This is a genomic window from Pseudomonas sp. NPDC079367 (genome assembly GCF_044542195.1).
Lineage (GTDB): Bacteria > Pseudomonadota > Gammaproteobacteria > Pseudomonadales > Pseudomonadaceae > Aquipseudomonas.
The window spans coordinates 72,829-85,233 of record NZ_JBITTW010000004.1; the positions used below are offsets into that span (position 1 = coordinate 72,829).

Genomic DNA, 12,405 nt, shown 5'->3' on the forward strand with positions numbered 1-12,405 from the left:
GAGCTGATGCAGGCAACGAGGCTGCGATCTTTTGATCCAGAATCAGAAGATCGCAGCCAATGCCGGGTCAGACAGCCGCAGGACGCAGCGAGTAGGTTTTCAGCTGATCGGCAAAGTCACGCAACGACTGGATGCCACTGGCCTCCGCCTCGTGAATCCATTCCTTGATGGCGGCGAGCATGTCGTGGCCATTGGAGCTGGTCTTGACCCAGATCTGCTGCAGAGCCAAACGTTTCTCGTAAATGACTTTCAGCGCCTGGCTGTGTTCGAGCATGGTCTGGATGCGCAGGTGATGACGGTCTTCCAGCAGGCTGGTTTCCCGCGACAGCAGGCGTTTGGCCCGGTGGAACTGGTGGCGCACCGAATGATCGACCTTGGCCAGCTCTTGCTTGACCAGCGGGCCGATCACCAATTTGCGGTACTGGGCCATGATCTGGAACCGGTTGTTGAGGATCGCCATGGCGGTGTCCATATCCAGGCTGCCCTTGCCTTCGACGCGGTGGGCGATCGGTGCGACTCGCTGCACCTTGGCCAGACGCAGGAAGCAGAAGACCTTGATCCACGCCCAGCCGAGGTCGAATTCCCATTTCTTCACCGACAGCTTGGCCGAGTTGGGGTAGGTGTGATGGTTGTTGTGCAGTTCTTCGCCGCCGATCAGGATGCCCCACGGCACCAGATTGGTCGCCGCGTCACGGCATTCGAAATTGCGATAGCCGACAGCATGGCCCAGACCATTGATAACCCCCGCAGCCCACACCGGAATCCACATCATCTGGATGGCCCAGATAGTGATGCCGATGGTGCCGAACAGCAGCAGGTCGATGACGCCCATGATTGCTACGCCCAGCAGTGGGTAGCGGCTGTAGACGTTGCGTTCGATCCAGTCTTCGGGGCAGTTCTTGCCGTAGATGCGCAGGGTTTCCGGGTTCTGCGCTTCGCTGCGGTACAGCTCGGCACCGGTGCGCAGCACCGTGGACAGACCCTTGATCACCGGGCTGTGCGGGTCATCTTCGGTTTCGCATTTGGCGTGGTGTTTGCGGTGGATGGCAGTCCACTCGCGGGTGTTCTGTGCCGTGGTCAGCCACAGCCAGAAACGGAAAAAGTGCTTGAGACCCGCATTCAGCTCGAGCGAGCGGTGGGCCGAGTATCGGTGCAGATAGACCGTGACGGCAATAATAGTCACATGGGTCATCAGCAGGGTGACCGCGACCAGTGACCAGGCCGACAAGCCAAGAAAACCTTCGTACCACATAGGCTATAGGGCCCTCGATAAAGATAAAAACAGCCGTTGCATTATCACCAAGCACACAGATAAAACCAGTCGGCCTTTCAGATAAGAAGTCGCTGAATGTTTCTTCACCTATAATTCCAACCTTTTTGTAGGGACATGGACGACCGAATGTCTGCGACTTACCGCGATGCCCTGCGTGCAGCGCTGCTCTACCTCGTACTGGCCGCCGTATGGCTGCGGGTTTCTGATCATTTATTAAGCAAATTCTTCGATGACTCCGCTGAGCTGGCCCGTTGGCAACTGATCAACGGTTATCTGCTGGCGGCGGTCAGCGCCGGGCTGATTTTTCTCGCGCGGGCGCGTCTTTGCCGGTTTCTCGGCATTGGTGCGCGTCTGCGCGAGCGCCATAGCGACCGTGAGCGCCTGCGTCAGGCGGCCGCCGTGTTCGACTGCACCCGCGAAGGTGTGCTGGTTACCGATCATCGGGGCCTGATCGTGCACGTCAATCGCGCCTTTATTGAGATCACCGGTTATCGGCGCGACGAGGTGATCGGCCAGCAGCCCAGCCTGTTCAAGTCCGGCCACCATCCGTCGGGCTTTTATCAGGCGATGTTTGCCACTCTTCAAGCCGAAGGTGAGTGGAGCGGGGAGATCTGGAACCGACGCAAGACCGGCGAGATTTATCCACAGTGGCAAACCATCCGGGCGATTCACGATGATTTCGGTCGGCTCAGTCACTACGTGGCGGTGTTCTCCGATATCAGTGCGATCAAGGATTCCGAGTCCGAGCTCAAACACCTGGCCCATCACGATCCGTTGACCGATCTGCCCAATCGTCTGCTGTTCAGCGACCGCGCCGAGCAGGCGCTGGCGTCGGCGCAAACGCACAAGCGTGGCTGTGCGCTGCTGATGCTCGATCTGGATCACTTCAAGATGATCAATGACAGTCTCGGGCATAACGTCGGTGACCGATTGCTCAAAGCGGTGGCGACGCGTTTGCAGGAACTGTTCGGTTCCGGCATCACCCTGGCGCGGTTGGGTGGCGACGAGTTCGCGGTGCTCGCGGAAAGTTGTCCACAGCCTGCGCAGGCGGCGGCATTGGCGCAACGGATGCTGGACGCGTTAAAGGAGCCGATGCTGATTGACGGCAATCAACTGTTCATCAATGCCAGCATCGGCATCAGTCTGTTCCCCAGCGATGCCTTGAGCGCCGAGCAGTTGTTGCGCAATGCCGACAGCGCGCTGTTCAAGGCCAAAAGCAGCGGGCGCAATGGCTACGCGCTGTATACCGAAGAGCTGACCGCCCACGCCCAGCAACGGGTCGAAATCGCCTTCGAACTGCGCCGCGCACTGGAGCAAGAGGAACTGCGCGTCTATTACCAACCAGTGCATGACCTGCAAAGCAGCCGTCTGATCGGCGTCGAAGCACTGGTGCGCTGGCAACATCCGCAGCGCGGGCTGGTGTCGCCGGCAGAATTCATTCCGATTGCCGAGCGCACTGGGCTGATCGCCGACATTGATGCCTGGGTGATGCAGCAGGCCTGCCGGCAGATGTGCCAATGGCAGCAGAGCGGTGTGGTGCTGGCGTTCGTCGCGGTGAATGTTTCGTCGCGGCTGTTTGCCCGGCGTGAGCTTTATCAGCAGGTGGCGCAGGTGCTGCACGACACGGGGCTGGATCCGGCGTATCTGGAACTGGAAGTCACCGAAAGCGCGGTGATGGACGATCCGGAGGTGGCGCTGGAGCAGATGCATCGTTTGCGTGAATTGGGTGTGCGCCTGGCCATTGATGATTTCGGCACCGGTTATTCCTCGCTGCTGCGGCTCAAGCGGCTGCCGGTGCAGAAACTCAAGATCGATCAGGGCTTCGTCGCAGGTTTGCCGTGGGATGAGGATGACGTGGCGATCGTCCGGGTGATCATCGCGCTGGCGCGGAGCATGGGCATGCAGGTGCATGCTGAAGGGATCGAGCAGGTTGAGCAGGCGGCGTTTTTGCTGGAGCACGCGTGTGATCTGGGGCAGGGGTATTGGTTTGGGCGGCCGTTGCCTGCGCAGGATATCGATTGGGCAAGAGCGCCTGTGATTGAGTGAAGGATCAAAAGATCGCAGCCTTCGGCAGCTCCTACATGGATCGGTGTAGAGCTGCCGAGGGCTGCGATCTTTTGCTTTTAGAGGCTGCAACCCCTTGTGAAGGCAGGTAAACAATTCTGGTTATATAAACATTCTTAAATAGTCTTTTTAAGAATATCCATGCCTCTCTTATATTGCTCCCACGCCGAACGCAGTGCCGCCCACTGCCAGGCAAATCCCCTTCAAAGGAGCAGCACCATGAGCGCATCCCTTCGCAGCGTTGACGGTCAGGACGAAAGCACCATCTTGCGTGAAATCCAGAGCGCGCTGCGCGATCTGCGGTTTGGCGCGGTGGAGATCACTGTGCATAACGCCCAGGTCGTGCAGATCGAACGCAAGGAGAAATTCCGCTTGCAGCAGCCCGGTAAGCAGCCGGGCTGAAATCAAAAGATCGTTCGATCGCGGCCCGAGCCTTCGGCGGCGCCTGCAGGGGGCTGTGTGTGTAGGAGCTGCCGAAGGCTGCGATCTTTTAAACGGCACCACAATTTCCGAAATACATAAGAAAAAGCCACCACCAGGAATTCCAGGAGCTTTCACCATGTCGTCGATTCGCCGTTACGCTTTGGCCGCGCTGGTCAGTGCCGTGTTTGCCGGTTCCGCCGTTGCCAAGGATTACGAACTGCTCAACGTGTCGTATGACCCGACGCGCGAGCTGTATCAGGAATACAACGCCGAATTCATCAAGTTCTGGCAGAAAGATCATGCCGGCGACACGGTGAAAATCCAGCAATCCCATGGCGGTTCGGGCAAGCAGGGTCGTGCGGTCATCGACGGTCTGCGTGCTGACGTGGTGACCCTGGCGCTGGCTGGTGACATCGACGAAATCGCCAAGCTCGGCAAGAGCCTGCCCGCCGACTGGCAGACGCGCCTGCCGCAAGCGAGCACGCCTTACACCTCGACCATCGTGTTCCTGGTGCGCAAGGGCAACCCGAAAGGCATCAAGGACTGGGGCGATCTGGTCAAGAACGACGTCTCGGTGATCACGCCGAACCCGAAAACGTCGGGCGGTGCGCGCTGGAACTTCCTCGCCGCGTGGGCCTATGGCCTGAAAGCCAACGGCGGTGATGAAGCCAAGGCCAAGGAATATGTGCAAACCCTGTTCAAGCATGTGCCGATCCTCGACACCGGCGCCCGTGGTTCGACCATTACCTTCGTCAACAACGGCCAGGGCGACGTGTTGCTGGCTTGGGAAAACGAAGCGTTCCTGGCGCTGAAAGAAGACGGCGGCGCAGACAAGTTCGACATCGTCGTGCCGTCGCTGTCGATTCTTGCCGAACCACCCGTGGCGGTGGTCGACAAGAATGCCGAGAAGAAAGGCAACGCGCAGATCGCCGAGGCCTACCTCAAGCACCTGTACAGCCCGGCCGGCCAGGAAATCGCCGCGAAAAATTTCTACCGACCTCGTGACAAGGACGTAGCGGCCAAGTACGCCCAGCAGTTTCCGAAACTGGAACTGGTGACCATCGACAAGGACTTCGGCGGCTGGAAATCCGCGCAGCCGAAATTCTTCAACGACGGCGGCGTGTTCGACCAGATTTATCAGGCGCAGTAATCTGACCCATAACGGGCCTGAAGCTCAGGCACGAAACCATGTGGGAGCGGGCTTGCTCGCGAAGACGGTATGTCAGGCGACGTAAATGTTGAATGAATACCCCCATTCGCGAGCAAGCCCGCTCCCACATTGATGCGTTTTCAACCAGGGACTTTTATGTCGCGTCGTATCTCCCCCGTCATACCCGGCTTCGGGCTGACGCTGGGTTACACCTTGGTGTACCTCAGCCTGATTGTGCTTATCCCGCTGGCGGCGATGTTCGTCCACGCCGCCCAGCTGACCTGGGATCAGTTCTGGACGATCATTTCCGCACCGCGGGTGCTGGCGGCGTTGAAGCTGAGCTTCGGCACCGCGCTGTGCGCGGCGATCATCAACGGCATCATCGGCACGCTGCTGGCCTGGGTGCTGGTGCGCTACACCTTCCCGGGGCGCAAGGTCATCGACGCGATGATCGATCTTCCGTTCGCGCTGCCCACCGCCGTGGCCGGTATCGCACTGACTGCGCTGTACGCCCCGGCCGGACTGGTCGGGCAGTTTGCCGCTGACCTGGGTTTCAAGATCGCCTATACCCCGCTGGGCATCACTTTGGCGCTGACCTTCGTCACACTGCCGTTCGTGGTGCGCACGGTGCAACCGGTGCTGGCCGACATTCCCCGTGAAGTCGAAGAAGCGGCGGCGTGCCTGGGTGCGAAGCCATGGCAAGTATTTCGCCACATTCTGGTTCCGGCACTGCTGCCCGCCTGGCTGACCGGTTTTGCTCTGGCGTTCGCGCGTGGCGTCGGCGAGTACGGTTCGGTGATTTTCATCGCCGGCAACATGCCGATGAAAACCGAGATCCTGCCGCTGCTGATCATGGTCAAGCTCGACCAGTACGATTACACCGGCGCCACGGCCATCGGCGTGTTGATGCTGGTGGTTTCCTTTGTCCTGTTGCTGCTGATCAACTTGCTGCAGCGGCGCATCGAAACCCCATAAGGAGGCGCGAACATGTCCCAATCGTCTATTGCGGCTGCCTCTGCGGCCAACGCTGCGCGGCGTGGCAGTGCGACTTCGCGCAGAGTCCTGATCGGTCTTGGCTGGCTGATCTTTTTCCTGTTTCTGCTGCTGCCGTTGTTCATTGTGGTATCGCAGGGTTTGAAGAATGGCCTTGGTGCATTTTTCACCGCGATTTTTGAACCGGACGCGCTTTCGGCGTTGAAACTCACCGTGTTTGCAGTGCTGATATCGGTGCCGCTTAACCTGGTGTTCGGCGTCAGCGCCGCGTGGTGCGTGAGTAAATACTCGTTCCGCGGCAAGAGCATGCTGGTGACACTGATCGACCTGCCGTTTTCGGTGTCGCCAGTGATCGCCGGTCTGGTCTACGTGCTGATGTTCGGCGCTCAGGGTCTGTTCGGGCCGTGGCTGCAGGATCACGACATCCAGATCGTCTTCGCCCTGCCGGGCATTGTGCTGGCGACGATTTTCGTCACCGTGCCATTTGTGGCCCGCGAGCTGATTCCGCTGATGCAGGAACAAGGCACGCAGGAAGAAGAAGCGGCGCGCCTGCTCGGCGCCAATGGCTGGCAGATGTTCTGGCACGTCACCGTGCCGAACATCAAGTGGGGCCTGATTTATGGCGTGGTGTTGTGTACCGCGCGGGCCATGGGTGAGTTCGGTGCGGTGTCGGTGGTGTCCGGGCACATTCGCGGGGTGACCAACACCTTGCCGCTGCACGTCGAGATCCTCTACAACGAAAACCGTATCAACCGCCTGCGCGCCAGCGCCGCGGAGGAATAATTCATGTCGATCGAAGTGCGTAACGTCAGCAAGAATTTCAACGCGTTCAAGGCGCTGGACAACATCAGCCTGGATATCCACAGCGGTGAGCTGGTCGCGCTGCTTGGTCCGTCGGGCTGCGGCAAAACCACCTTGCTGCGCATTATTGCCGGTCTGGAAACCCCGGATCAGGGCAACATCGTTTTTCACGGCGAAGACGTTTCCGGCCACGATGTGCGTGATCGTAACGTCGGTTTCGTGTTCCAGCATTACGCCTTGTTCCGCCACATGACAGTGTTCGACAACGTCGCGTTCGGCCTGCGCATGAAACCGAAAAACCAGCGCCCGAGCGAAAGCCAGATCGCCAGCAAGGTTCACGAACTGCTGAACATGGTGCAACTGGACTGGTTGTCGGATCGCTACCCGGAGCAGTTGTCCGGTGGTCAGCGTCAGCGTATCGCTTTGGCCCGTGCTTTGGCGGTGGAGCCGAAAGTGCTGCTGCTGGATGAACCGTTCGGCGCCCTCGATGCCAAGGTGCGCAAGGAACTGCGGCGCTGGCTGGCGCGGCTGCACGAAGACATCAACCTGACTTCGGTGTTTGTGACCCACGACCAGGAAGAAGCGATGGAAGTCGCCGACCGTATCGTGGTGATGAACAAAGGCGTGATCGAGCAGATCGGCTCACCGGGCGACGTCTACGAAAACCCGGCCAGCGATTTCGTCTATCACTTCCTCGGCGACTCGAATCGCTTGCTGCTGAGCGACGACAACCACGTGCTGTTCCGCCCGCACGAAGTGTCGTTATCCAGGCATGAGCTGGAAGATCACCACGCGGCAGAGGTGCGTGATATCCGGCCGTTGGGCGCGACTACCCGAGTGACGCTGAAGGTTGAAGGGCAGACGGATCTGATCGAGGCTGAAGTGGTGAAGGATCACGACAGCCTGATCGGGTTGGCCAAGGGTGAAACCCTGTTCTTCAAGCCGAAGGTCTGGCAGAAAGTCGCCAGCCTCTAAGATCAAAAGATCGCAGCCTGCGGCAGCTCCTACAGGGGTTTCGGTTGGTCACACATTTCGTGATCGACCAAACCCACTGTAGGAACTGCCGCAGGCTGCGATCTTTCAAGCGGCCTAAGCCGCCGCTTTGCGATTCGGATTGACCCGCACCACCCCCGCCCGCAACTCGATCTCTTGTTTCAATTCCTGCCGCATCCCCAGCAAAAACGCCAACTCGGCGACGACAAACAGCGGCCCGACAATCAGCCCGCTGATGTCATCGACAAATGCCGGTTTGCGCCCTTCATAGTGATGCCCGACAAACTGGATCACCCAGCCGATCACGAACATCGCCAGGCCGCTGCTCAGCCAGACCAGGGTGCTCTGCTGCGCCAGCGCATGCCCGGCCCACACCGACAGCCCCATCAGTACTGTCATCAACACGCCAAGCTTCACCTCCAGACGCAGGTAAAACCACGCCGAGGCCAGCGCCACCACAACCGCCGGAGATATCCACAGCCCGCTCAGCGCCCATTGCGGCCGTGACAGCAGCACAGCCACCGCCACCACGATCAGCGGAATGCCGATAAAGTGGCTGGCGATGTTGCGCGGGTCGCGGTGGTAGGCGGCGTATTGACTGAGGTGGTCGACGAGGCTTTTCATTGTTGTTCCTCCAGTGGGGTTGGATGCATCATCCCTCGGGATCCGCGTTCGCTCTGTCGGGCAGGCGACACTCCAGGAGTGGTTATGCAAATTCGTGCACGGTTGCTCAGCGGCCAGTGGTTCAGTCATCTGCCTGGATCTTTTCAGGATAGCCTGCTGGCGCTGGCCCGGGAGCGGCGGCTGACGGCGGGGCAACGGCTGTTCCAGCGCGGCGATGCGCCGTGCGGTCTGTACGCGGTGCTCGATGGCGCCGTGCGCATTGGCGCGGTGAGCGAGCAGGGCAAGGAAGCGTTGTTGAGCCTGGTGGAGGCGCCGCACTGGTTCGGCGAAATCTGCCTGTTCGACGGTCAGCCACGTACCCATGACGCCTATGCGGTCGGGCCGTGTACCTTGCTGAATATTGCGCAGGCGGCGTTGCTCAAATTGCTCGACGAACAGCCGCAGTATTGGCGGCATCTGGCGTTGCTGATGAGCCACAAGTTGCGCCTGGCCTTTATTAATCTCGAACAGCTGAGCTTGCTGCCGGCCCCGGCGCGTCTGGCCCATCGCTTGCTGATGATCGCCGAAGGCTATGGCGAACTCGACGCACCACGCCGGGTGCTGCAACTGCCGCAAGAGCAACTGGCCGCAATGTTGTCGCTGTCGCGGCAGACCACCAACCAGATCCTCAAGGATCTGCAGGGGCAGGGGATTATTGGTTTGGCGTACGGCGAGATCGAAATCCTCGATGCCGCGCGATTGCGTGCACTGACCACGATTTGACTAACGCTTCACATCAACTGCGGGATCGGGCTTGCTCGCGAAAGCGGTGTGCCTGTAAACGCATCCGTCGACTGACACTGCGCCTTCGCGAGCAAGCCCCCACATTTGATTGGCGTAGAGATCAAGAACCGCGATAGGTCGAGAAACCGTACGGGCTCAGCAGCAGCGGGATGTGGTAATGCTGATCGGTCTGCTTGACCTGAAAGATCACCGGAATTTCCGGGAAGAACGTCTCGTGCTTGATCTTCTGGTAGTACTCACCGGTCTTGAACACCACGCGGTATTCACCGGCTTCAAAAGTCTGTTTGGCCGGGAACAGTTCGGCGATTCGCCCCTGTTCGTTGGTGGTGCCCTGGGCCAGTGGCTGCCAGTTTTCACCGACGTGTTTTTCCAGGGTGACGTTGATGCCCGGTGACGGCAGGCCGTTTTCCAGGTTGAGCACGTGCACGCTCAGCGGGTTGCCAGCGGCCAGTGCCAAGCTTGAAACAGCGCTCAGGCCGAGGGCTGCAAGGGTCATGCGCAAGGTGGTCATGGTTGGATCTCCTTAGTGGAACGGGTGGTGGTCAGGCCGGCTTTGTCGGCGGCGGCGCGAGCGCAATTTTCGTCTTGCTCACCGCCGCCGGAGCCGGCCACGCCCATGGCGCCGACCAGTTCGCTGCCGGCGAACAGCGGAATGCCGCCGCCGAGCAACAGCAATTCATCGAGTGTGTTGAGGTTGGCGGTTTCCGGGTTGCTGCGGGCGCGCTCGGCGAACAGCCGCGTCGGCGTCTTGGTCGAGAGCGCGGTGTAGGCCTTGCGCTGACTGGCGGCGGTGTTGTGCGGGCCGACGCCGTCACCACGCAACGTCACCAGCAGATTGCCGCCACGGTCGAGCACCGACACTGTGCCGGTGCAACTGCTCATCGCTTTGTCGGCCAGCCAGCGAGCGGTTTTCAGGTCGAGATCGGCGTGGCGCGGCAGTTCTGGCGTGGCGCTCGCGGCGCCGCTGAGGCCGATGATCAGGCTGGCGACAAGGTATTTGACGGTCATGTGCAGGCTCCGTTTGGGAAGGTCTGCACCTTAACCGGCGCACTTCGTCAGAACCCCGTCAGGCGGATTACAAGTTTGTAATGGGCAACGGCGCCGAACACGCCTAGCCTGTGTACCTGATCAATCGAGGTGTGCCATGCGTTTGCTGGTCGTAGAAGATGAAGCCAAAACCGCCAACTTCCTCGCCAAGGGCCTGGGCGAGTCGGGTTATGCCGTGGATGTGGCGCTCAATGGCCTCGATGGCCGCTATTTCATCGAGCAGCAGGAATACGACCTGATCATCCTCGATGTGATGCTGCCGGGCCTCAATGGTTGGCAATTGCTGCAACTGATCCGCCAGCGCGGCGCCACGCCGGTGCTGTTTCTCACCGCCAAGGACGCCATCGAAGACCGCGTCCGTGGTCTTGAGCTGGGCGCCGATGATTATCTGCTCAAACCTTTCGCCTTCGCCGAACTGCTCGCGCGGGTGCGCACACTGCTGCGACGCGGGCCGATGCGCGAAGCCGAGTCGTACAGCATCGCCGATCTGGAAATCGACGTGCTGCGCCGCCGCGTCAGTCGCGGTGGCCAGCGCATCGCCCTGACCAACAAGGAATTCGCCCTGCTGCAATTGCTCGCCAGCCGCCAGGGCGAAGTGCTTTCGCGCACGCTGATCGCTTCGCAGGTGTGGAACCTGAATTTCGACAGCGACACCAACATGGTCGAGGTCGCCGTCCGGCGTTTGCGCGCCAAGGTCGACGATCCGTACATGCCGAAACTTATCCACACCGTGCGCGGCGTCGGTTATCAACTGGAAGCGCCGGACGATGTGGAGTAAATCGATCGCCTGGCGTCTGGCACTGGCGTTCGCCGTAGTCTGCGCGCTGGTGCTGAGCGCAATCGGCGTTTTTCTCTACCGCTCGCTGGCCTCGGAATTGGCCTTTCGGGACGACATGGCCCTGCTTGGTCGTCTCGAGCAAGTGCGCGCCTTGCTCGCCGACAGCGACAGCCTCGACGCCTTGCAGGCACGACCACGGCTGTACCAAAACATGCTCGGCAATCTCGACAGCCTGCTGCTGGTGCGCCGGGCTGACGGTTCCAGCGTGATCGCGATCAACCCGCGCCAGCGTGAGTTGCCTGCGCTCAATGCATTACCGCGAGAGCAAATGCCGCAGCGCCGCGACGTGCTCACCTGGCAGGCGCACGACGGTGCCGAACTGGCCTTGCTGTCCGGCCAGGCGCTAGGCCCCAACGGTGAAACCCTGACCGTGATTGCCGGCAAGGTGCTCAGCGAGCGCGAGCAGATGCTCGGCATTTATCGCCTGCGCCTGTATTTGTCCGTCGGCCTCGGCGCGTTGCTCGCTTTTGCGCTGGGCCTGTTGTTGCTGCGTCGGGGACTGCAACCGTTGCATCAGTTGAGCGAGGCCGTACGCAGTATCGATCTGCGCAGCCTTGATCGACGCCTGCCGGTTGACGGCACGCCGACCGAGTTGCGCGAACCGGTGCACGCGCTCAACGCCATGCTCGTGCGGCTGGACGACAGCGTGCAGCGCCTGTCGCAATTCTCTGCCGACCTCGCCCATGAAATCCGCACGCCGCTGCACACCTTGCTCGCGAGCAACGGCCAGGCCCTCAACCACCCGCGCAGCACGGCTGAATATCAGGAAGTGCTGGCCTCGAACATGGAAGAGTTCGAACGGCTCAAGCGCATGGCCGAGAACCTGATGTTCCTCGCCCGCGCCGAACAGGCCGAACGCGCGCTCAATCTGCAACCACTGGACTTGCGCAACGTTGGCGACGAGCTCTGCGATTACTTCGAAGCCCTGGCCGATGATCGCGAACTTCAGCTGCAAAACCGCATGCACGGCAAATTGCTCGCCGACCAGCAACTGCTGCAACGCGCCCTCGGCAACCTGCTGGCCAACGCTGTCCGCCATGCCGACCCCGGCACCCTGATCAGCCTGCAACGCCGCGACGAACCGGATAGGTGCTGGCTGCAAGTGCACAACCACGGCCCGGTCATCGCGCCTGAGCATCTTGGCAAACTGTTCGACCGCTTTTATCGCGTCGATCCTTCGCGTGCTGAACCGGGGGATTCGGGTGGGTTGGGACTGGCGATTGTGCAGTCGATCATGCAGTTGCATGGCGGGCAGGTGCGGGTGAGGAGTGATGCTGACGGCACCGTGTTCGAGCTGGGCTTTTTGGTGATTTGAAGGACGCCTTCGCGAGCAAGCCCGCTCCCACAGGGGAATGCATTTCAAATATGGGAGCGGGCTTGCTCGCGAAGAGGCCAGTCGATGCACGGCAAATGCCG

At 60.4% G+C, this 12,405-nt stretch carries 13 protein-coding genes; 9 read left to right on the top strand and 4 right to left on the bottom strand.

The features are described 5' to 3' along the window. Positions 1-67: 67 nt before the first annotated feature. Positions 68-1,252, bottom strand: a complete 1,185-nt coding sequence (gene desA, locus ACIGDJ_RS07565; RefSeq protein ID WP_312998272.1) for a delta-9 fatty acid desaturase DesA — start codon at positions 1,250-1,252, stop codon at positions 68-70. A gap of 147 nt (positions 1,253-1,399) precedes the next feature. Between desA and dibA the strand changes: the two genes are divergently transcribed. From dibA to ACIGDJ_RS07595, 6 genes are all read left to right on the top strand, one after another. Continuing rightward, positions 1,400-3,319, top strand: coding sequence for a phosphodiesterase DibA (gene dibA / locus ACIGDJ_RS07570; protein ID WP_101156991.1), 1,920 nt, complete (start codon positions 1,400-1,402; stop codon positions 3,317-3,319). A gap of 237 nt (positions 3,320-3,556) precedes the next feature. Continuing rightward, positions 3,557-3,739, top strand: coding sequence for a sulfur starvation response protein OscA (gene oscA / locus ACIGDJ_RS07575; protein ID WP_007917682.1), 183 nt, complete (start codon positions 3,557-3,559; stop codon positions 3,737-3,739). 157 nt (positions 3,740-3,896) lie between these two features. Further along, positions 3,897-4,910: a sulfate ABC transporter substrate-binding protein gene (locus ACIGDJ_RS07580; RefSeq protein ID WP_101156989.1), complete on the top strand. Its 1,014-nt coding sequence runs from the start codon at positions 3,897-3,899 to the stop codon at positions 4,908-4,910. Positions 4,911-5,066: 156 nt separating this feature from the next. Then, entirely contained in the window at positions 5,067-5,885 is an 819-nt protein-coding gene (cysT, locus tag ACIGDJ_RS07585) for a sulfate ABC transporter permease subunit CysT (RefSeq protein WP_007917680.1), read from the top strand. 12 nt (positions 5,886-5,897) lie between these two features. Beyond that, on the top strand, positions 5,898-6,686 hold the full coding sequence (gene cysW, locus ACIGDJ_RS07590; protein ID WP_397504531.1) for a sulfate ABC transporter permease subunit CysW: 789 nt from the start codon (positions 5,898-5,900) through the stop codon (positions 6,684-6,686). Positions 6,687-6,689: 3 nt separating this feature from the next. Next, positions 6,690-7,679, top strand: coding sequence for a sulfate/molybdate ABC transporter ATP-binding protein (locus ACIGDJ_RS07595; protein ID WP_101156987.1), 990 nt, complete (start codon positions 6,690-6,692; stop codon positions 7,677-7,679). Positions 7,680-7,793: 114 nt separating this feature from the next. Here the strand turns inward: ACIGDJ_RS07595 and ACIGDJ_RS07600 are convergent, their stop codons facing one another. Next, entirely contained in the window at positions 7,794-8,321 is a 528-nt protein-coding gene (locus ACIGDJ_RS07600) for a DUF962 domain-containing protein (protein ID WP_101156985.1), read from the bottom strand. Between the two features lie 84 nt (positions 8,322-8,405). Between ACIGDJ_RS07600 and ACIGDJ_RS07605 the strand changes: the two genes are divergently transcribed. Beyond that, on the top strand, positions 8,406-9,083 hold the full coding sequence (locus ACIGDJ_RS07605; protein ID WP_101156983.1) for a Crp/Fnr family transcriptional regulator: 678 nt from the start codon (positions 8,406-8,408) through the stop codon (positions 9,081-9,083). Positions 9,084-9,204: 121 nt separating this feature from the next. On the opposite strand, the gene uraH is transcribed toward ACIGDJ_RS07605, so the two are convergent. Further along, a complete protein-coding gene (gene uraH / locus ACIGDJ_RS07610; RefSeq protein ID WP_101156981.1) occupies positions 9,205-9,615 on the bottom strand; it encodes a hydroxyisourate hydrolase in 411 nt (136 codons plus the stop codon). Beyond that, positions 9,612-10,112 carry a heme-binding protein gene (locus ACIGDJ_RS07615; protein WP_101156979.1) on the bottom strand — a complete coding sequence of 167 codons (501 nt, stop codon included), beginning with the start codon at positions 10,110-10,112 and terminating at the stop codon, positions 9,612-9,614. The genes uraH and ACIGDJ_RS07615 overlap by 4 nt, the downstream gene beginning before the upstream one ends. Before the next feature lie 136 nt (positions 10,113-10,248). Between ACIGDJ_RS07615 and ACIGDJ_RS07620 the strand changes: the two genes are divergently transcribed. Beyond that, positions 10,249-10,929 (top strand): heavy metal response regulator transcription factor, encoded by a 681-nt coding sequence (locus ACIGDJ_RS07620; protein ID WP_101156977.1) that lies wholly within the window; start codon positions 10,249-10,251, stop codon positions 10,927-10,929. After that, positions 10,919-12,304 carry a heavy metal sensor histidine kinase gene (locus tag ACIGDJ_RS07625; protein WP_101156975.1) on the top strand — a complete coding sequence of 462 codons (1,386 nt, stop codon included), beginning with the start codon at positions 10,919-10,921 and terminating at the stop codon, positions 12,302-12,304. Before ACIGDJ_RS07620 ends, ACIGDJ_RS07625 begins: the two co-directional genes overlap by 11 nt. The last annotated feature ends 101 nt before the right edge of the window (positions 12,305-12,405 follow it).